Annotated in this window: 14 protein-coding genes; 9 read left to right on the top strand and 5 right to left on the bottom strand. The window is 41.7% G+C overall.

Annotated elements, in window-relative coordinates:
- Nucleotides 1-5: 5 nt before the first annotated feature.
- Both VK664_RS20375 and VK664_RS20370 read right to left on the bottom strand, forming a co-directional pair.
- Nucleotides 6-842, bottom strand: a complete 837-nt coding sequence (locus tag VK664_RS20375; protein WP_461400545.1) for an ROK family protein — start codon at nucleotides 840-842, stop codon at nucleotides 6-8.
- Nucleotides 843-903: 61 nt separating this feature from the next.
- Nucleotides 904-2559 carry an MFS transporter gene (locus tag VK664_RS20370; protein ID WP_461400544.1) on the bottom strand — a complete coding sequence of 552 codons (1656 nt, stop codon included), beginning with the start codon at nucleotides 2557-2559 and terminating at the stop codon, nucleotides 904-906.
- Nucleotides 2560-2702: 143 nt separating this feature from the next.
- On the opposite strand from VK664_RS20370, the gene VK664_RS20365 reads away from it, so the two are divergent.
- The 4 genes from VK664_RS20365 (at nucleotide 2703) to VK664_RS20350 (ending at nucleotide 9038) form a co-directional block, all read left to right on the top strand.
- Nucleotides 2703-4118 (top strand): glycogen synthase, encoded by a 1416-nt coding sequence (locus VK664_RS20365; protein ID WP_461400543.1) that lies wholly within the window; start codon nucleotides 2703-2705, stop codon nucleotides 4116-4118.
- Between the two features lie 136 nt (nucleotides 4119-4254).
- The gene (locus tag VK664_RS20360; protein WP_461400542.1) at nucleotides 4255-5529 is read left to right on the top strand and encodes a glucose-1-phosphate adenylyltransferase; all 1275 of its coding nucleotides are present in this window, start codon (nucleotides 4255-4257) and stop codon (nucleotides 5527-5529) included.
- 231 nt (nucleotides 5530-5760) lie between these two features.
- Nucleotides 5761-7164 (top strand): MFS transporter, encoded by a 1404-nt coding sequence (locus tag VK664_RS20355; protein ID WP_461400541.1) that lies wholly within the window; start codon nucleotides 5761-5763, stop codon nucleotides 7162-7164.
- 41 nt (nucleotides 7165-7205) lie between these two features.
- The gene (locus VK664_RS20350; RefSeq protein ID WP_461400540.1) at nucleotides 7206-9038 is read left to right on the top strand and encodes a glycoside hydrolase family 13 protein; all 1833 of its coding nucleotides are present in this window, start codon (nucleotides 7206-7208) and stop codon (nucleotides 9036-9038) included.
- On the opposite strand, the gene VK664_RS20345 is transcribed toward VK664_RS20350, so the two are convergent.
- Both VK664_RS20345 and VK664_RS20340 read right to left on the bottom strand, forming a co-directional pair.
- The gene (locus VK664_RS20345; RefSeq protein ID WP_461400539.1) at nucleotides 9035-9769 is read right to left on the bottom strand and encodes a GLPGLI family protein; all 735 of its coding nucleotides are present in this window, start codon (nucleotides 9767-9769) and stop codon (nucleotides 9035-9037) included. The genes VK664_RS20350 and VK664_RS20345 overlap by 4 nt on opposite strands.
- 14 nt (nucleotides 9770-9783) lie before the next feature.
- Nucleotides 9784-12567 (bottom strand): outer membrane beta-barrel protein, encoded by a 2784-nt coding sequence (locus VK664_RS20340; protein WP_461400538.1) that lies wholly within the window; start codon nucleotides 12565-12567, stop codon nucleotides 9784-9786.
- Between the two features lie 161 nt (nucleotides 12568-12728).
- Between VK664_RS20340 and VK664_RS20335 the strand changes: the two genes are divergently transcribed.
- The 3 genes from VK664_RS20335 to VK664_RS20325 all read left to right on the top strand — a co-directional run bounded on the left by VK664_RS20335 (nucleotide 12729) and on the right by VK664_RS20325 (nucleotide 16419).
- A complete protein-coding gene (locus tag VK664_RS20335; RefSeq protein ID WP_461400537.1) occupies nucleotides 12729-13070 on the top strand; it encodes a hypothetical protein in 342 nt (113 codons plus the stop codon).
- Nucleotides 13063-15231, top strand: a complete 2169-nt coding sequence (gene glgB, locus VK664_RS20330) for a 1,4-alpha-glucan branching protein GlgB (protein WP_461400536.1) — start codon at nucleotides 13063-13065, stop codon at nucleotides 15229-15231. The genes VK664_RS20335 and glgB overlap by 8 nt, the downstream gene beginning before the upstream one ends.
- 165 nt (nucleotides 15232-15396) lie before the next feature.
- Entirely contained in the window at nucleotides 15397-16419 is a 1023-nt protein-coding gene (locus VK664_RS20325; protein WP_461400535.1) for a tetratricopeptide repeat protein, read from the top strand.
- A 13-nt stretch (nucleotides 16420-16432) separates the two neighbouring features.
- On the opposite strand, the gene argS is transcribed toward VK664_RS20325, so the two are convergent.
- Complete coding sequence (argS, locus tag VK664_RS20320; RefSeq protein ID WP_461400534.1) at nucleotides 16433-18319, bottom strand: arginine--tRNA ligase; 1887 nt, start codon at nucleotides 18317-18319, stop codon at nucleotides 16433-16435.
- Nucleotides 18320-18619: 300 nt separating this feature from the next.
- On the opposite strand from argS, the gene VK664_RS20315 reads away from it, so the two are divergent.
- The gene (locus VK664_RS20315; protein ID WP_461400533.1) at nucleotides 18620-19108 is read left to right on the top strand and encodes a GtrA family protein; all 489 of its coding nucleotides are present in this window, start codon (nucleotides 18620-18622) and stop codon (nucleotides 19106-19108) included.
- 128 nt (nucleotides 19109-19236) lie between these two features.
- Nucleotides 19237-21156, top strand: coding sequence for a molecular chaperone DnaK (dnaK, locus tag VK664_RS20310; protein ID WP_461400532.1), 1920 nt, complete (start codon nucleotides 19237-19239; stop codon nucleotides 21154-21156).
- The last annotated feature ends 7 nt before the right edge of the window (nucleotides 21157-21163 follow it).

Below are 21163 nucleotides of genomic sequence, written 5' to 3'. Positions count from 1 at the left end.
AATATTTAATCACCAGCCTTTGTTAATCCACCGAAAAGTATAATTGCCTGCGGGCTTGAAAACATAATAAAGTTTGCCAGGGCAAGACCCAGTATTTTGCCTGTGTATTCAAAAATCTCTTTGGCGAGTTTATCACCCTGGATTGCTGCTTCGTAAACGGCTTTTGAATCAAGCTTTGCTTTTGGAACGGCGCGAAGCAAACTTGGCTCCTTGCTTTTTTCCAGCATTTCTATGGCTGTGAGCATAACACCGGTAGCCGATGCATAACTTTCCAATGATCCATATTTGCCGGTACCCTGGTGTAAACGACCGTCAGGAATGATTATAGTATGACCTAGTTCACCAGCAAAACCATCATGACCGTAAATCAGGTGCCCATTGGCGACAATCCCGCTGCCAACGCCGGTTCCAAGAGTAATCATGATGAAATCCTTCATACCCTGGGCTGCCCCATACATCATTTCTCCAATTGCAGCTGCGTTGGCATCATTGGTCAAAGACACAGGTAATTGAAATTTGTCTTGTATCAGTTTTGAGAGTGGAATAATTCCTTTCCATGGCAGGTTAGGAGCGTATTCTATTGTACCCGTGTAAAAATTGCCATTAGGCGCTCCAACACCAATGCCCTTGATTCTTCCCTGGCCTCCTGCTTTAACGATCAGCGGGTAAAGACTCTCATGCAAATCATCAATAAAACTGTCAACGTCAGCGTGCGCGCGGGTAGAGATCTCGCTTGAAAAAAGTACATTTCCGTTGCGGTCAACGATCCCAAACTTAGTACCGGTACCTCCAATGTCAATACCTATCACCAAAGCATCCAAAGAGGAAGTTGTTTTTTCCATATGTGCAAAAGTACAATTTACAATTTCTAATGGCTATCAATATACGAAACCAGGATTTACCTTAATGTCCTCCTCCGATCTGTTTGTCAAAATCCAATCCCTGGCTTCTAAGTACAGACCTGAGCTTAAGGGCGATAAAGGCAAGTAGCGCAAAACAAACAGCTGCAATTATATATGAATTATGGAACCCTATAGAGGTAATGTCTCCCAATGAACCCTGGAACGGCGGTATAACTGCACCTCCAAGTATCATCATGATCAGGAAAGCTGAACCCTGGCTGGTATATTTTCCCAATCCTCCCACACCAAGTGAAAATATACATGGCCACATAACAGAACAACAAAGACCGCCGGCCATGAACGCATATACTGACATAATCCCGGTAGTAAAGATACCGATCAACATAGCAATCGTCGCCAGTACAGACACGGTAACCAATGTTTTGACTGGTTTTTCCTGACCATAGAAAAAAGCGATGATGGCTACAAAAACCCAGATTGCGAAGCCATAAAGATCCGTGACATCCTTACCATTCAGTTGGTTTGCAAACAGGATAACGCCAAAAGCAATGAATGGTACAACCACCATGGCTATCCTCTTATAAAAAGGTGAAAGATTAAACACGGAAATTGCGCCGGTCCATCTTCCTATCATAAGACTTCCCCAGTACAAAGAGATATATTTCGATATGGTACTCTCGGTCAAACCGCTTTCGGTCAGATAGCCGGGAGTTTGTAGTAAAGCCCCGAAGTTATTGTCAATGGTGACTTCTACACCGACATATACAAATATGCCGATCATCCCATAAATCAATTGTTGATATCGCATTGCACCCCAGCCCTCAGGTCTTTTAATAGCGCTGTTATTTGAATAAAACAATATGGCAATAACGCTGGCAATAGTAAGAATCAGGAGTGTAAGTTTTGGCACAGCAGTCAGCTGACCAATAAGTATAATAACAACAATACTTGCAGTCATCATCATTAGTGATCCCGCTGCCTTGTTTGCTTTTTCAAACTTGTCGTCATTTTTGCCTGCCGGCAGCTTTGACATTGCAAAAAATATAGCAACCGCCAGAAAGACACCAGCGACTATAAGATATAATGTATTAATGTTCGTAATCGTAACCTCTTTTACTTCGCTTCCGGGTGAGCCAAACAAGAAAATATTGATGATGATTGGTCCAAGTGTGGTTCCGAATGAATTGATGCCGCCGGCAAGATTTAAGCGATGGGATCCGGTTGATGGATCACCAAGTGCAATTGCAAACGGTTGTGCTGCTGTTTGTTGCAAGGAAAATCCCAGGGCAACTACGAATAACGACGCAAGTATAGCTGGAAAAGAATTGGCGTTTGCGGAAGGGATGATGAGTAGGGCACCGACAATTGATATTAACAGGCCGTATATTATGCCCTTTTTATAACCCATCCTGTTCAGGATATCATGACCAGAACTGTTTGAGGCTATAAACAATATTAAAGATCCAATGAAGTATGCTCCGTAAAAGGCTGAACCGATTAACTGAGACTGGAACTGATTTAAGTCAAAGTGAGATTTACAAAATGGAATCAGGATACTGTTTGACGCTGCAATAAATCCCCAAAAGAAAAAAACGATAACTAACGTTGCTAAGGCTCCTGTGTTTGTTGGTAGTTTGCCCGGAGTAGTAAGCAAATCTTCTCTTAGTGTATTTGTTGGTTGTTTAACCTGATTCATAAGCAATATTCCAGATTTGAAATTAAGTGTTGAAAGTAGCAAGTTTTTCCCGCCTGAAAAATTTTTTCATTGCTTGATGCTTCATTTACAAAACCTTCCTAAATTGAATTCCTTATTCACTTAAATTCACTAGTTTACTTAGCATGGAAATACTTCACGTCTCGGCAGAATGTTATCCGGTGGCCAAAGCAGGTGGATTGGGTGATGTGGTTGGCGCACTTCCAAAGTATCTTAACCAGATGGGTCATCTGGCTAAAGTGGTGATGCCAATGTATCGTACCAAATTTCTTTATGCAAATGAATGGGAGGTTGTGCATAAAGGTGGTACTAACCTCGGTAACTGGTGGTTTGAGTATACTATAATAAAGGAAAAGACAAACAAACTCGGTTTCGATCTTTATCTGCTCGATATAAATGGTCTGCTTGACCGCGAAAAGGTTTATGGTTACGATGACGACACCGAACGCTTCACGGCCTTCCAGATCAGTGTGCTTGATTGGGTCAACGTATGGCAACATATGCCTGATGTGATTCATTGTCATGATCATCACACTGCCCTGATCCCTTTTATGATGAAATACTGTTACCGGTTTTCAAAGATCAAATCCATTTCTTCTGTATTAACGATTCATAATGCAGAATACCAGGGATGGATGGGATGGGAAAGGAGTAGTTATATACCGGAATGGGACATGTGGCACTGGGGTATGCTTGACTGGAAAAACACCATCAATCCTTTAGCGAGTGGAATCAAATGTGCAGATAAAGTAACTACTGTAAGTCCCAGTTACCTTGACGAATTGAAATACATGAGCAATGGCCTGGAAGCTTTGTTTGAATATGAAAAAGGTAAATGCAGCGGGATATTAAATGGAATCGATACTGATGTCTGGGATCCTTCAACAGATACATATATCAGTTACCAGTACACGCTGAACCAGGTTGAAGCAGGTAAGGCAAAAAATAAAATGCAGTTATGCGAGCAATTTAATCTCGATTTTGAAAAACCCTTAATCGTGTTTATAGGCAGGATGGTTGGAGAGAAAGGTGCTGATCTTCTTCCACAAGTGATCAGTGATACGTTTTTCTTTATTGGCCGTAAGATGAACTTTCTTATCCTGGGCAGCGGAGAACCGGATGTTCAAAGAGGGTTGCAGGATCTGTTGCAAATTTCCCAGTATGATTTCAATATTTTTATTGGATATAATGAAACGCTTAGTCATGTTATGTATGCTGGTGCAGATTTCCTGCTGATGCCTTCAAGGGTTGAACCCTGTGGTTTAAACCAGATGTATGCGATGCGTTATGGCACTGTCCCAATGGTAAGGCGTACCGGTGGTTTAAAGGACACTGTGAAAGATTTCGGGGATCCCGGCGGTTATGGTATATGTTATGATTATGCAAGTGTTGGCGATATTTCACATGGCGTTTTCAGGGCCGTTGAATTATTCCGCGACCGGAAAAAAATGAGTAATATCAGGAGTCAAATTATGCAGCTGGATTTCAGCTGGGAAAGCAGTGTGATACAGTATATCAAAGTATATGAAAGTCTAAGCTAGTTATATCGGGGTCTTTGTATTTATCTTTTAATATTGATCAACCCTAATATATAATATTGATCATCCCTAATATAAATGTTCAATATTAAATACTTCAATATATTTACTACAGGGGGTTACTATAAAAACGAATGTTATGACACAGAAAACGCTTGCTATTATTTTAGGAGGTGGGGCAGGTACAAGATTGTATCCGCTCACAGCCAGCCGTTCAAAACCTGCGGTTCCGATCGCCGGTAAATACCGCCTCGTAGACATACCGATCTCCAACTGTATCAATTCAGGTATCACACGAATGTTCGTGCTGACACAGTTCAATTCGGCGTCGCTGAACAAACACATAAAAAACACCTATCATTTCAGCGTCTTCAGCAGCGCCTTTGTAGATATCCTGGCTGCTGAACAAACCCCTGACAACCCTTCCTGGTTCCAGGGTACTGCTGATGCGGTGCGCCAATCGCTAAGGCACCTCAATCAACACGATTTTGAATACATTCTGATACTTTCCGGTGATCAGCTTTACCAGATGGATTTCCAGGAAATGCTGCAAAATCACCAGGATCTGGGCGCAGACATAACTGTCGCAACGATACCGGTAGGACAAAGGGACGCACCGGAATTTGGTATATTGAAATCAGACGAAAGCAATTTCATTACCTCATTCATAGAAAAACCAAAAAAGGAATTACTGCCAGACTGGGTCAGTGATACCGGCGACGAAATGAAGGCCCTCGGAAGAAATTATCTTGCCTCCATGGGTATCTATATATTTAACCGGAAGTTGTTATATGAATTGCTAACGGAAACCCACAAAGATTCAGCAGATTTTGGAAAGGAAATCATCCCTTCTTCAATCGATAAATATAAGGTAGTGAGTTACCAATATGGTGGTTATTGGACCGACATTGGAAATATCTATTCGTTTTTTGAGGCAAACCTCGCTCTTACCCAGGATGTACCGCCTTTCAACCTTTTTGACAATTCGAATGCTGTATATACCAGGGCCAGGATGCTGCCTCCTGCCAAAATCAGCGGTACCACACTCGAAAAAACGATCATTGCTGAAGGCTGTATTATCCAGGCAAGCCGGGTTGAGAACAGTGTGATCGGGATACGCAGCCGGATTGGACTCGGCACCACTATAGTCAGCAGCTATATCATGGGTACTGATTATTACGAAACCATCGAAGACATGGCCTACTCACAAGAGAAAGGTTTGCCTAAACTTGGTATCGGAGAACGTTGTTATATCCGCAATGCGATTATAGATAAGAACTGCCGGATAGGAAATGATGTTCGCATAAATGGTGGTCCACACCTGGAAAGCGCTGATCATAGCCTTTACACAGTCAAAGATGGTGTCATCGTAGTTAAGAAAGGTGCCATTATCCCGAACGGCTTTGTTATCTGATCTTAGTTAATATTATTATCTGATCTTGGTTAATATTATTATCTCATCATAGCTAATCTTATTATCTGACTTAGTTAATATTATTACCTGATCTGAATTAAACGATAAAAATCAGCCAGTCTGATTTCCATGCCCGGTTGAAGCCTCGCTTCATCAATTGGAAATCAGACTGGCTTTTTTTATATACTTTTATAAAACATGTAGTTCTTACACGTACAATAAACGATTGCTATGGCTTTAACCCCAACCGCCGCCCCCGCTGCCGTTTCAACTGCACCGGAACTAAAACCTAAACCAAGGTTGAATTTCTGGCAGATTTTCAACATGAGTTTTGGTTTTCTTGGTATTCAATTCGGCTTTGCATTACAGACATCGAATGCAAGCGGTATCTTAAGAAATTATGGAGCCGATGTTGAACATTTATCCTGGTTCTGGCTTGCAGCGCCGCTGGTCGGACTCATCGTGCAGCCTATCGTAGGTCACTACAGTGACCGCACCTGGAACCGGCTGGGCAGGCGCAAACCTTATTTTCTTGCAGGAGCGCTGTTATCTGCCAGTGCACTCGCACTGATGCCGAATGCCGGGATACTTGGTTCTATTGCACCCCTTGTAATTATAGGGGCCGGCTTTCTTATGATCATGGACGCATGTTTTAATCTTGCGATGGAGCCTTTCAGGGCATTGGTTGCCGATAACCTTCCCGACTCACAAACCACATTGGGATTTTCTATCCAGACTTCATTAATTGGGGTGGGAGCTGTTGCCGGATCTTTTCTTCCATGGATATTGACAAATTGGTTCAACATTTCAAGTGATGCACCTGAAGGAGTTGTGGCTGATAACGTTAAGTTTTCTTTCTATATGGGTTCTGCTGTGTTTGTCGCAAGCATCTTATGGACGGTTTTTAAAACCAAGGAATATCCGCCTGCGCAATACGAAAGCTATCATGGCAAAAACGAAGACCATCATAAAGGGTTGTCAAATATTTTTTCTGATTTCAGGAAAATGCCAAAGACAATGAAACAGCTGGGTCTTGTCCAGTTTTTTTCATGGTTCGCTTTGTTTGGAATGTGGGTGTTTACTACTGATTCAATAGCTACACATATTTTTGGACTCTCAATAGAAGATAAAAGTTCGAGCGGATATCGTGAAGCCCAGGTCTGGACCGGGGTGATTTTTGGAGTTTACAATGCCGTCTCAACAGTTTATGCATTGTTGCTTCCATATATTGCAAAAAAGATCGGGAGAAAAAATACACATGCATTCTCTTTGCTGATCGGTGGACTCGGTCTCATATCTTTTTATTTTGCACCTAACAAAGAATTCCTGATATTTTCAATGGCTTGTGTGGGCATTTCATGGGCAAGTATACTTGCTATGCCCTATGTAATACTGGCCAGTTCGATACCTGCCGGCAAGATGGGAATCTATATGGGCATATTCAATTTTTTTATAACAATACCGCAGATTCTGAATGGTATTATTGGCGGCCCAATGGTCAAATACATTTACAACAATCAGCCGGTTTATGCACTAACACTATCCGGCATATTTTTACTTTGTGCTGCTGCCAGCGTTATTTATGTATATGATCCCGGCGCTATCCGGATTAAACAGGAAACAATCAAGTCATGAATCAAGTCATGAATCAAGTCATGAAGTTTTTGCTAATCTGCTTGTCAGTCATTTTTATCAATCCGGTAAACGCGCAGGACACGATAAAGGTTTATCCGACTCATTGGTGGGTTGGAATGAAAAGTAAAAAACTTCAGCTGCTTATACATGCACCCGGCATTTCACTTGGTACACCAAAAGTTACTATCAGCTATCCGGGCTTGAGTGTTGTATCGTTTAAAAAGTTTACAAACACTGATTATCTCGCGCTGGATCTTAATATCGCTTCTACAGCCAGGGCAGGCAATTGCAAAATCAATATCGGAAATACGGTTGCTGGTTCACGCTATACGGTCAATTACCAGCTCAAAACAAAAAATCCAGGGGACGGTCGCACAAGGATACAGGGTGTTTCATCCTCCGACTTTATGTATCTGATCATGCCTGACCGCTTTAGCAATGGGGATCCTTCGAACGACAGGATTCCTGGCTACAAAGATCAAACGCTGAACAGGAACGAGATCTTTCATCGCCATGGGGGCGACCTGAAAGGTGTTCAAAATCACCTCGATTACCTGCAGGGGCTGGGAGTGACCGCAATCTGGCTGAACCCCGTTCTTGAAAATGATATGCCGGAAAGATCAGAACATGGATATGCATTTACAGATCATTACCAGGTTGATAAACGCCTGGGTGGAAACGCTGCATATCATGAGCTGGTGAATGCTATTCATACAAAAGGCATGAAGATTATACAGGATGCAGTTTATAATCATGTCGGGAAAGAACATCATTTGTTCCATTCTTTACCGGATAGTTCCTGGTTTCACTGGTGGCCGGATTATACAAACACTACTTATAAGGACCAGGTTTTAATGGATCCCTATGCTTCCGAAGCTGACCGGAAAAGAATGAGTGATGGCTGGTTTGTTCCATCTATGCCGGATCTTAATCAGAAAAATCCATTCGTTGCTAACTTTCTGATCCAGCACGCGATCTGGTCTACGGAAGAGTTTGGCCTGGATGGATGGAGGATTGATACCTATGCTTACAACGATCTTGATTTCATGAACCGTTGTAACAAAGCGTTGCTTGATGAATTTCCAAAACTGCATATGTTTGGCGAAACCTGGGTACATGGAGTAGTTAACCAGGCCTATTTTACAAGGAATAAATTTGATATTCCTTTCAAAAGTAATTTACCGGGTGTTACTGATTTCCAGCTCAATTTATATGGAATTCTGCCTGCTACCACCCAGGCCTTCGGATGGACAGAAGGAGTAAATCGCCTCTACCAGACCATGGCTAACGACTTTGTATATGCGAATCCGTTAAATAATGTCATCTTCCTTGACAATCATGATGTCAGCCGTTTTTATTCTGTTGTAAGCGAAGACTTCAACAAACTAAAAATGGGGATAGCCTGGCTATTGACATTCCGGGGCATCCCGCAATTATATTATGGCACTGAAATATTGATGAAAAACTTTGCTAACCCGGACGGGTTGGTGAGGCTCGATTTTCCTGGTGGATGGCCCGGGGATCAGCAAAACAAGTTCATACCGGAAGGACGGAGCCCACAGGAAAACGAAATGTATAACTATACCAGGAGCATAGCCAATTTCCGGAAGTCATCTTCGGCTTTAAAAACCGGGAAAACCATGCAGTATGTTCCTGAAGACGGTGTTTATGTTTACTTCAGGTACGATGCAGATCAGACCGTAATGTGTATCATGAATACCAATGATCGTGAAATGCCTCTTAATGGAAACCGGTTCCTTGAGCGAACAGCAAATTTCACCAATGGAAAAGATGTGATCACCGGCAATCTTCTTGATATCAAAAATACTATGGTACTTCCGGCCAAAAGTCTGCAGGTGCTGGTATTGAACTAAATCGTCAGGAACCAGATATTCCTGTTTGCTTCCTTGCCCCAGTTTTTCATACTCGACTGCAAGGTAGTTTTAAGATTGGCAAGATTTGTTTTCTTACCCTTTGCCGGCAGCTTCAGATCAGTTTCTTTTACATCCATCAGTTCAAGTTTTGTAGCAAACAGCGTGACATGCATCCTTGGGATCGCAATACCCAATATCATCCCCGGTAAACCATTAAATGACTCAGGTCCACCAGTGGCAAGAATCTCATCCGTGTAGAATGCAACTACATAAACTGAATCCATGATGATGGTTTCTGCACGGCGGCAAAGAAACCCTGCAATTTTTCTTGTCTCTGCAGCGAGTTTCCATTTCATTTTTGGCATCGTATCCTGGATCAGGAACAATTGCTCAAAAACCTGCTTTGAGCTTGTAAAGCTGGCACTGGTATAGTCGTTGAAGACGGTATTTTCTGATCCCGGAAAGTTCTTCCAGTTGTTGGCTTTTATGTCAGTTACTTCCCGGCCAGGTTTGTAGACCGATTTGTCTTCCCTGAATGTAAGATCAAAATAGGAGGTAAGAAACTGCGGAGCATTTTTCTTTATATAGTCTCCCCAGGTTCCTTCATAATCATAAAGTTTATGCAGGTTCACCTTTCGTTCAAACTCAATCTTTCCGCTTGAAACAAATTTCTGACTAAATGAAGTCAGACCTGTGGCAATTATAATGAAGGTTAAAATAATGTTTTTCATGCAATAAGTTTTTATTAATCCCAGGGATTGGCTGGTGCCTTCCCGTTTTTATTAAAGTTATAAGTCAGCGATAGTAACCAGAATCTTCTTAAGGTATCATAGGTTCTTTCTGTGATATTAGTACTGGATATGTTCCTTTGGAAACCGATATTCTGATCCAGGATATCCCTTACTTCGAAGCGAAGCATCAGCGATTCTTCCTTGAAGAACTTTTTCGCCACCCAGGCATTCCATTTAATAACATTGAGGTTCCTGGTAAACAAATCCGTTCTTTCTCTCAGATCTATACTTCCGTCGGTGCCCAGTTCAAATTTTTTAGGGAGATATACCGTTGCATTCGGATTGATATTGGCTGCCCAGTATTTTGTTGCCACATCTGGCCTTATGCTTGATTCGGAAATGTTGCGGCTCACCGAACTCCAGAGGCCCAGGTTCACTTTCTTTTGTTTGAAATAATAAAGATTCACACCGCCACCATACCTGCTGTTTGTGTTTACATTTTTTTCACCGTTTACAATGGTGTTGTTTTTCCCGGTACTTGCATCGAGGTTGAAATTGACATTCAGATCAATTTTTTTGATCTTCCAGCCATAACCCATATATCCATTAAAGTTGTAATTACCGTCAACATTGACTGGTGCGTAAATTCTCTTACCGAGCGCATAGTCAAATTGTTCCGCAGTGCCAATGGCATTATCAACAACATTCAAACTAAAGCTGGCATAAATATTCCGGCTCGTCAATACCTTATAATCGCTGAAACTAAGCCTGAACTGGTTTCTGAACTCCTGTTTAAGATTTGGATTACCGCGGTACACGTTGAGTGGATCACTATTATCCCGCAATGGCTGCAACTGGTCTATGGTCGGTTGCCTGGTGTTTCCATTATAATTGAATGAAAGGCGTCGCTGAGGGCCCATTATATATTGAAAGTTTGCTCTTGGAAACAGGTTTACATAATCATAATTTAATGTGGTGTCCTGTAAAAGATCTTTCTGTTTGAAATTGCTGTTAGAGATATCTGATCCAACAGAGAGATTATATTTCTTTTTGTTTACCCGGAAACTTAATCCACCACGATTTGTCAATACATCAAACTCATAATCTGTACTCAGTGAATCGACATAGTCCTCATATTTGCCATTTACATTTCCAAGCGTTATGCGCTCCGTTCTGCTATCGCTGGAAGCAATACTGTAATTGGCTTCCACAAAAAAGGTTTTTGTGATAGCTTCCGTGAACACGACCTTGCCCGCAAGCGTAAGCGCATTGTTATTATTTTCCTTCTTCTGATTTATTGAATCGCGGGATTTTAATGAATTGTCTTCATTATAATACCGGTTATCTGAAAGCAAAAACCCATCTGCTTCGCGATTGTTATAGGTTTGATTAAAGTTGAGCGACATGGTACGACCTGGCTTCTTGAATCGTTTCCTCAGCAAGGCGGTTGTAGTTAAAGATTGATTGTCGGCCTTATTAAGGCTTATTCGTTCACTTTGATTCACCTTCTGCAAACCTTCGTTTAATGATTCGGACAAGCTATAATTGAACTGTTCTGTTTTTCCGATTGAACCGTTTGCTGTTACCTTGATTGAAGTGAACGAATCAATTTGCGCCTCATAGGTACCATTTACCAGGTTCCGCATACGTTGCTGCTGGTTGTTTGTTACTTCGTTACGATAATAAAGTGTATCCGGAAGTATGTATTGGGTGTTCGTTCTTCCATTTCCAATCGTATTTAATTTATTGAAACGGTAGCTGCCATTGAGCGAGTTTTTCCCTTCATTATACTTGTTGGAATAATGCAGACCTGCGCTCCAGCCTGTGGGTAAGCCTTCGCCATAATATGATCCGCCACCTCCGAAATCATCATTGTTTGACATATAAAAGCCCATTCCATCATCCATTTCGATCATTTCTGAGCCGCTGCTATAGTTGTTATTATCCTGCCAGTTTAACCCGGTTTTGCCAGTATTGGCCATCGTTCCAAAAGCTGCAATTTTTCGCTTGCCTTTGAAAGCGTTTATCATACCCTCATTCTGAAAGCTGTTTGGAAGGCCACCGCCAACGCTTACCTTACCAAAATAGCCATTCTTTTTGTTCTCTTTAAGTTTCAGATTCACCGTTTTCGTTCGTTCACCATCATCAATACCCGAGAATGCAGCCTGATCGCTTTTTTTGTCATACAACTGCACCCGCTCTACGTTATCTGCCCTGATATTTTGTATGGCAACAGTAGGATCATTGCCAAAAAACTCTTCGCCGTCTACAAGTACCTTTGGCACGTTCTCTCCCTGTGCAGTAATTTTTCCATCCTTATCAACCTGGAAACCCGGAAGTCTTCGAAGGAGATCTTCTACAGTGGCATTAGGGGCCAGTTTAAAACTATCTGCAATAAATTCAGTGGTATCTTTTTTCATCCTGATGGCTCCCAACTGTTGCTTAACAATCACCTCCTCCAGCAACTGGGCCTTGGTGATCATTGGCACTGTTTTCATCGTGATTTCCGACTTGCCATCAAGATCAGCGTTGTCAAAGTAATCAGCATAATTGGGGTGGGTAACAAGCATGAAAAACTGTCCCTGCGGCAGCTTATTCAGATTGAAGTTTCCATCTTTGTCAGTACGGGTAAATTTTACTAAAACGGAGTCAGATTTGCGTAGAATCGCAACTACAGCGTTCGAAAGGTTTTTCTTTTCACTGGTATCAATTACGGTACCTTTAATTGATGCCGATTGGGCAATACAAAACTGTATCGACCCAAGGAGGAACAGGATCCCCGCAGTAAGTTTCTTCATTAATAAGGTTTAGCAATTTTAAAGCGGCAATTCCTGTCTATTATTTTCTTCGCTCACGATTGCCTCCCAATATCTCATATTTTTTGATCGAATGACTATTAAAAGTTTTAAATTAAAGTTAAACGCGATCTTTTTTCAAACAATTACATAAAAGGCTTGCTATGACTCAGACCGGTAAAAAATCCATAAAAAAATCTCAGATAAATAATTCTTTTAATGCTGATAATCTGCCGGACGAATCAAACTTCCCTGTAAACGAGTCTGAGCAAGATCCTGAAATCTCAAATTCTGAGATCACTAATTCAAAGGATAACGATAACTTTATAAGCGGTACACTTATAGAACATCCAAACGAAAATACCGGACAAGGCATCGGACCAGATATCGAAATTCCAATAATTATTAACAGCCAAAACGACTCAATACAGGGTATTCACAGCCAGTCAAAAGATACCGGTAAAAAAAAAATCAGGAAAGAAAACGGAAAAAAAATCAGTGGGTAAATCAGCAAAAAAAGGGGAAAAAGAGGAAAAAAAATCCAGGAAGGATCAGGAGGTATTGTTGAAAAAAGCCGATAAGAAAAAACATAAAGGTGAAAAAAATCCCGACCACTCAATCCCCGATAGTATTAGACCGGGGAAAGATAAACCGGGGCAAAAGTCAGACAAAGGGCATTCAGGAAAAAAATCTTCATCAAAAAAAAGTAAATCCGCCGAAGTGACGACTATAAAATACGAAGACATACATTTTGTAGACAGTACCAAACCGGTCTGGAACTATTCAATGCTTTCTGAAGAGGACATCACAAATTTTCAGAATGGAACACATTATCGTTTATACGACGTGCTTGGATCGCACCAACAAACTGTTTTGGGCAAAGAAGGTTATTATTTTGCGGTTTGGGCTCCCAACGCAACATATATTTCCGTAATCGGCAACTTCAATGACTGGAACACTACTTCACATCCCTTATTTGTAAGGCTGGATAAATCCGGAATCTGGGAAGGGTTCATTCCAGATATTCCCAAAGGTGAGTCTTATAAATATCACATTCACGGATACGAGGGTCGCAAAATGGATAAAGGGGATCCTTATGCAAATTTTTGGGAGAAGAGACCGCTCACTGCTTCAATCACCTGGAAGCTGGATTACGATTGGCAGGATGAAGACTGGATGGAAAAAAGAAGTAAACACAATGCACTTACTGCTCCATGGAGTGTTTATGAAATTCACCTGGCGAGCTGGATGCGCCCGAATAAACATGATGAGGAGTCTTACAATACTTACGATGTTATACGTGAAAATTTAGTTCCTTATCTCAAGGAAATGGGTTTCACCCATGTTGAGTTTATGCCAGTAATGGAACATCCTTATGATGGCAGCTGGGGATACCAGGGTGCCGGATATTTTGCCCCTACTTCCAGGTTCGGTGCACCACAGGATTTTATGCGGTTGGTAGATGAACTGCACCAGGCCGGCATTGGAATTATTCTCGATTGGGTTCCTTCGCATTTTCCATACGACTCACATGGTTTATTCATGTTCGATGGTAATCATACTTATGAGTATGCAGACATGCGTAAAGGATTTCATCCGGACTGGAACAGCTATATTTTTAATTACAGGAGGGGAGAAGTGAAGTCATTCCTGATCAGCAACGCCCGGTTCTGGATGGAAAAATTTCATGCAGATGGTTTAAGAGTGGATGCAGTGAGTTCCATGTTGAAATTAAATTATTCAAGAACACATGGTCAGTGGGAACCAAATGAACAGGGTGGAGATGGCAACCTTGAGGCCATCGCCTTTATCAGAGATCTAAATGAAACGCTTTACCGCGATTTTCCGGATATTCAAACCATTGCTGAAGAAGCGACGGACTGGCCCGGAGTTTCCAATCCAACATTTGCAGGTGGCCTGGGCTTCGGAATGAAATGGATGATGGGCTGGATGCACGATACCCTGAATTATTTTAAGATGGATCCGTATCACCGGGAACATCACCAGGATAAATTCGCATTCAGCATGATGTATTATTATGATGAAAATTTCATGTTGCCCCTCAGCCACGATGAAGTTGTTCATGGAAAATCACCAATGCTGTATAAAATGCCCGGGGATGACTGGCAAAAATTTGCGAACCTGCGGGCAATGTATAGTTATATGATAACTCACCCTGGGGGTAAGCTAATTTTCATGGGTGATGAGTTCGGTGCAACAAGTGAATGGAACTATAAATCTGAGTTGCAATGGGAGTTGCTACAATATGACAGTCACCGGATGTTGAAGGATTGCGTTCGGGATCTTAATTTTTTGCTGCGTGCCCAGCCGGCATTGTATGAAAATCAGTTTAATATTTATGGATTTGAATGGATAGATCTGAATCATCGAGCCGAATGCGTAATTGCTTATCGCAGAAAAGGCAAAAAACCGAAAGATGATCTGTTGATCATACTAAATCTTAAACCTGAACCAAAGCTAAATTGGAAGTTGTATGCCAATGATAAGCCCGCCTGGGAAGAGATTTTTAACAGCGACTCCAAAAAGTACTGGGGCACAGGTGATGTCTACAACCCTACAATAGAATGCGTACTTGTAGATAAAAAAGAAATGAAATATGAATTAAATCTCCACTTGCCTCCACTTGGTGCGATCGTTTTGAAATAAAGACAAATAGTAAAATAATAAAATTGTTTTAAGTTGTTCCGGATTAGGCGAATTTCTTTAAAATTTTAACCCGGACTGTGAATAAAGTCTGGTGTTGGTGCACAATGAAGGGTTGTGGGTTTGCGTTTTAGACAGTATCTGTAAACCATTTTACAAGTCCATCCTATGCGTAAAAATCTTTTATTTACCCTTGCGATAACATCAGCAAGTTTGTCGGCTATAAGCCAATCGTCCGACAGTTCGTCGTATTATTTCCAGAAAGGCACCGAATTTCAGGCGGCCCGGAAATTTCGTGAAGCCGAAAAAAGTTTTCTAAAAGCTGATCAGTTCAAGCCAAACCAGGCAAATATTCTGACTGCCCTGGCCGCTTCATATCTTTCCCAAAACAGGTACAGTGAAGCCAAGGCTCAATTGATTAAAGCGGATATTGCCGCACCTGAAAACCAGGAACTAATATTTCAGCTGGCAGAACTATCACTTAGCTTAAGACAATGGCCGGATGCCGTGAAATATGCCCAGAAATTACAGCAATTAAAATCGGACAAACCTGTAAGCTTTGTTATTGCGAAAAGCTTTTATGAACAGGATAATTTCGGTGAAGCATTAAAATATTGTGAGAAGGCATTTAAAGAGGATCCCAAACGAGCTGAAGTTCCTTATATAGCCGGCAGATGTTTTATTGAAATGAGTAATTACAAAAGAGCTGCAGGATGTTTTGAACAGGCGCTTGCAATCGACTCAAGCCGTGCTAACTGGATGTATGAAGCCGGTCTTACTTATTATGCAGTTCCGGACGACAAAAAAGCCATTTATTGGTTTGAAAAAGCAGGAGCAAAGGGGCATCCAAGATCAAATGACTACCTCGAGAACCTCGGCAACGCCCATATGAATGCCGGAAACTTTGAAAAGGGCCTGGAATTTTATAAAGAGGTACTGGTGAAAAAACCTGCTGACCAGGAATTGATCTATAACATTGCTGAAGCTTATTACCGTAATGGAAAATACAAAGAAGCTATAGAATATTGGGACCAGGTGCTTACAATCGATAAAACCAATGCCCGCCCGCTTTATATGATAGGCATGGCTTATCAGAAGTCTGGCGAAACTTCTAAAGGCACACAACTTTGTGACAGGGCTATTGCAATGGATCCTTCATTGAAGTCTCTTAAGACCGAAAAGAAAATGTAGATCTTTTAACTAGTTACATCCTTTCGGGAACATGAATACCAAGTATACCCAGAGCTGATTGTATTACATTCACAGTCATTTGTGAAAGTTGTAGCCTCAGTTCTTTTTTCTCTGGTGTTTCCGCGGTCAGCACTTTATGAACGGTCACAAAACTATTGAAGGTTTGGGCCAACTTGAATACATAGGTAGCCAATGCTGAGGGATTCATTTCAACCTGTGCCTGCTGCAGAATTGAAGGATACTTTTCGAATTCTACCACCAATGCCTTCTCGAGGGGTAGCAGATCCTTAGCTGTAAAATTCCCTGTGGGAAGTTCCCTTCTCAGGATTGATTTTGTGCGGGCATAACTGTATTGAATAAAAGGTCCTGTAAAACCATGGAACTCGATTGATTCTTCCGGGTTAAACACCATTCTCTTTTTGGGATCTACTCTCAAAAGAAAGAATTTGAGGGCACCGAGACCAATGGTATCAAAAAGTTCCGCGAGTTGTGTTTCATCAAAATCTGCGGTCTTTCCTAATTCTTCTGTTTTTGCTTTCGCGATCCTGATCATTTCATCTACCAGGTCATCTGCATCCACCACCGTCCCTTCACGGCTTTTCATCTTACCCGTTGGTAATTCAACCATCCCATAGCTGAGGTGATAAATCTGGTCGGAAGAAGGCAAGCCAAGCTTCTGACAAATAAGTTTGAGCACCTTGAAATGATAATTTTGTTCGTCACCGACAACATAGATACTTTGGCCGGCTTTGTATTCATTGTACTTGTGCACAGCAAGGCCAATATCCTGGGTAATATATACTGAAGTGCCGTCGCGTCTCCGGACTATTTTCTGATCGAGGCCATCTGCAGTCAGATCGATCCAGACACTGCCATCTTCTTTTTGAAAAAAAACACCATCTTTTAATCCCTGGTCTACAAGATCTTTTCCGAGCAGGTAAGTATTGCTTTCGTAATAAATTTTGTCAAAATCACTGCCTATTCTTTTATAAGTAACTGCAAAGCCATCATAAACCCAGCTGTTCATTCTGTTCCAGAGCGCCATTGTTTCCGGATCTCCATCTTCCCAACGCAATAGCATCTCTCTCACCTCCTTCATAACAGGAGTATGGTTCCTTGCAATTTCCCTGATTTCATCATGTAACTCGGCTTTTTTTGAATCTTCTGTCCGGGGATCATCGAGCCTGGTAATAAATGCCCTTAATTTTGTCACTTCCTCTTCAGAAAATTCATCAAAGCTTTTCTGCATAATGTTTGCAAGAACCGGCACGGTCTGTTGTTTCAGTTCGTTTTCAAACATTACATAAAAATCGCCCACAAGATGATCACCTTTAAGGCCTGCGGTTTCCGGGGTGGCTCCGTTTCCAAATTTCTGCCAGGCAAGCATCGATTTGCAGATATGTATACCGCGATCGTTTACGATAGAAGTCTTTACCACATCGAAGCCATTGGCTTTATAAATCTCCGCGATGCTCCAACCCAAAAAATTATTCCGCAGATGACCAAGATGAAGTGGTTTGTTTGTGTTTGGAGAGGAATATTCAATCATTACCCGTTGACCATTATTCGGTTGACGACCAAACAAAGGATCATTGTAAGAACTGGAAAGGAAATCCAGCCAATAGCTATCGGATATTGAAAGATTTAAAAATCCTTTAATCAGATTAAAACCCGAAAACAATTGGGGATAGCCGGTCAAAAGCCTGTTTCCTAATTCATTTCCGAGGGCGTCCGGCGATTTTTTTAATGGCTTCAGCATAGAAAATAGTACCACAGTGAATTCGCCTTCAAATTCAGGGTTTGTTTCATTAACCTGGATGGCGCTGCTGACTATTTCCGCATTGTATAATGATCTTAATTCCTGGCTGACCGCATCCTGTATTTGCGTAACAATTCCCATACATTTCTATTAGGGGGCAAAAATAACACAATGCACTGTATTAGGATATAAATCACTGTATTGGGACATAAATCAAAAAGCTGCTCATATTATGAGCAGCCTTCTGTTCAGTTTGGGGGTTAAAACCACGTCAAATATGCAGGAATTTTGTGAACCCGCGCCAAAAGCGCATATTTCTTGACCATAGTCAAAAAAGGCATAAATAACAGGAGGTGTTTTAACAAACGGAAGCAGTGATAGGTGAATGAATTGGCCACTTAGCCATTAACTTCTAACTTTGCGGCCTCGAAAAGGCAGACCATGAAGAAATGGATCATCGACATAATTGATTTTTTTTATCCACCTTTCCGGCGCCTGGTGCCCCTGCAAACCTTCCGTTATATTGCCTGCGGTGGTGGAAATACAATACTGGATATTTTGATTTATTTCATTAGCTACAATTTTATCCTCGATAAGCAAATTGTACACACGCCTGTTGGCGCGGTAAGTCCTTATATCGCGGCTTTCATTATTGCTTTTATTGTGAGCTTTCCTACCGGGTTTTATCTTAACCGTAACGTAGTATTTACGGGTTCCACTTTACGTGGCAGAATCCAGCTGGTCAGGTATTTTTTGCTGGTGATGGCCTGCATTGCCCTTAACTATGTTTTTATCAAGTTGTTCGTGGAGAAGTTCGCAATCTATCCTACCATAGCAAAGCTGCTCACTACAATTATCGTGGTAACCTTCAGTTATCTCACCCAGAAGAAATTTACTTTTAAGGTGGCAAAACCACAGGGTTCTCAGTAAAAATCAGGCTGTTTAGCCTTCATTTTCAACGTGTCATGCCTTCCCTGTCCGGTTACTGCCATTTTTACATTCGGAAGCGGATGGCACAATCATTGACTAAATTAACCGAACATTAAATTTAATTAATTATGGGAAAAATAATAGGTATTGACCTGGGAACAACCAACAGTTGCGTAGCGGTCATGGAAGGCAATGAGCCGGTTGTTATTGCAAACGAAGAGGGTCGCAGAACAACCCCGTCGGTAGTAGCATTCTTGAAAAATGGCGAACGCAAGGTAGGGGATCCTGCAAAACGTCAGGCTATTACAAATCCAATGAACACTATTACCTCTGTTAAACGTTTTATGGGTCGTCGTTACGACGAGGTCACGAACGAAATCAGTCACTGGAGCTATAAGGTAGTAAAAGGTGACAATAATACCGTTCGTGTTGACATAGATGGCAGAATGTATACTCCACAGGAGCTATCTGCAATGATCCTTCAGAAAATGAAGAAAACTGCAGAAGATTACCTGGGACAGGAAGTTACCGACGCTGTAATTACTGTTCCCGCATATTTCAATGACGCTCAGCGCCAGGCTACAAAAGAAGCGGGTGAAATAGCTGGTTTAAATGTACGTCGTATAGTAAATGAACCAACAGCAGCTGCTCTGGCCTATGGCCTGGACAAGGGTGGCAAAGATCATAAGATCGCGGTATTTGACCTTGGTGGTGGTACATTTGATATCTCTGTCCTTGAGTTGGGTGATGGTGTTTTCGAAGTAAAAGCTACTAACGGTGATACGCACCTTGGTGGTGATGATTTTGATAAGGTGGTGATGGACTGGCTGGCAGATGAGTTTAAAAAAGAAGAAAATGTAGATCTCCGCAAAGATCCGATGGCTCTTCAACGTTTGAAGGAAGCTTCAGAGAAAGCAAAGGTTGAACTATCTTCTTCCAGCGAAACTGAAATCAACTTACCTTATATAACAGCTATTGACGGTGTTCCAAAGCACCTTGTTAAAAAACTGACACGTGCGAAATTTGAACAGCTTTCCGATAATTTGTTCGAAAGATGTCTTAAACCATGTGAGCAGGCATTAAAAGATGCAGGCCTGAATGTTTCACAGATCGATGAAGTAATATTGGTTGGTGGTAGCACACGTATCCCCAAGGTCCAGGAACTTGTTGAGAGTTTCTTTAAACGCAAACCCAACAAGAGCGTTAACCCGGATGAAGTTGTTGCAGTAGGTGCCGCTATCCAGGGTGCAGTGTTAACCGGTGAAGTAAAAGATGTTCTTTTACTTGACGTAACACCATTGAGCCTGGGTATCGAAACTTATGGTGGTGTAATGACCCGTTTGATCGATTCAAACACAACTATCCCTACCAAGAAATCTGAAACTTTCTCTACTGCAAGTGATAATCAACCTGGTGTTGAAATACATGTTCTGCAGGGCGAAAGGCCGATGTCTAATCAGAATAAGAGCCTTGGTAAATTTAACCTGGCCGATATTCCACCTGCTCCGCGCGGTGTACCTCAGATCGAAGTAATTTTTGACATCGATGCGAACGGTATTCTTCATGTTACTGCAAAAGATAAAGGAACTGGTAAAGAACAGAAGATTCGTATTGAAGCTGGTAGCGGTTTAAGCAAAGAAGAAGTTGAAAAGATGAAGGCGGAAGCCCGTGCCAATGAATCACAGGATAAAGAAGCACGTGAGCGCGTTGAAAAAATCAACCAGGCCGATGGATTAATCTTCCAGACAGAAAAACAAATTAAGGAATACGGAGACAAGATTCCTGCAGATAAAAAACAACCTATCGAAGCAGCACTTGGAAAACTTAAGGAAGCCCATAAATCACAGGATCTGGCAGCCATCGACGCAGCAACCGCAGAGATGAATACAGCCTGGACAGCAGCCTCTGAAGAGATATACAAAGCTCAGTCAGCTGGTGCAGGTGGTGCCCAGGGTGGTCAGCAAGGACCTGAAGGTCCAGGTGCCGGCAACCAGCAAGGTTCCGGATCAGAGAATGTAACTGATGCTGAATTTGAAGAAGTGAAGTAATCTGAAG

The organism is Flavitalea sp. (assembly GCF_035489435.1).
Taxonomy (GTDB): Bacteria; Bacteroidota; Bacteroidia; order Chitinophagales; family Chitinophagaceae; genus DATHKG01.
Note: the sequence above shows the minus strand (reverse complement) of the source record. Positions and strands in the feature narration are given on the sequence as shown.

What these genes read in the sequence shown, in the direction of transcription:
- VK664_RS20375 (WP_461400545.1), bottom strand. Translation starts at nt 842, where the DNA reads ATGGAAAAAACAACTTCCTCTTTGGATGCTTTGGTGATAGGTATTGAC.
- VK664_RS20370 (WP_461400544.1), bottom strand. Translation starts at nt 2,559, where the DNA reads ATGAATCAGGTTAAACAACCAACAAATACACTAAGAGAAGATTTGCTT.
- VK664_RS20365 (WP_461400543.1), top strand. Translation starts at nt 2,703, where the DNA reads ATGGAAATACTTCACGTCTCGGCAGAATGTTATCCGGTGGCCAAAGCA.
- VK664_RS20360 (WP_461400542.1), top strand. Translation starts at nt 4,255, where the DNA reads ATGACACAGAAAACGCTTGCTATTATTTTAGGAGGTGGGGCAGGTACA.
- VK664_RS20355 (WP_461400541.1), top strand. Translation starts at nt 5,761, where the DNA reads ATGGCTTTAACCCCAACCGCCGCCCCCGCTGCCGTTTCAACTGCACCG.
- VK664_RS20345 (WP_461400539.1), bottom strand. Translation starts at nt 9,769, where the DNA reads ATGAAAAACATTATTTTAACCTTCATTATAATTGCCACAGGTCTGACT.
- VK664_RS20340 (WP_461400538.1), bottom strand. Translation starts at nt 12,567, where the DNA reads ATGAAGAAACTTACTGCGGGGATCCTGTTCCTCCTTGGGTCGATACAG.
- VK664_RS20335 (WP_461400537.1), top strand. Translation starts at nt 12,729, where the DNA reads ATGACTCAGACCGGTAAAAAATCCATAAAAAAATCTCAGATAAATAAT.
- VK664_RS20325 (WP_461400535.1), top strand. Translation starts at nt 15,397, where the DNA reads ATGCGTAAAAATCTTTTATTTACCCTTGCGATAACATCAGCAAGTTTG.
- argS (WP_461400534.1), bottom strand. Translation starts at nt 18,319, where the DNA reads ATGGGAATTGTTACGCAAATACAGGATGCGGTCAGCCAGGAATTAAGA.
- VK664_RS20315 (WP_461400533.1), top strand. Translation starts at nt 18,620, where the DNA reads ATGAAGAAATGGATCATCGACATAATTGATTTTTTTTATCCACCTTTC.
- dnaK (WP_461400532.1), top strand. Translation starts at nt 19,237, where the DNA reads ATGGGAAAAATAATAGGTATTGACCTGGGAACAACCAACAGTTGCGTA.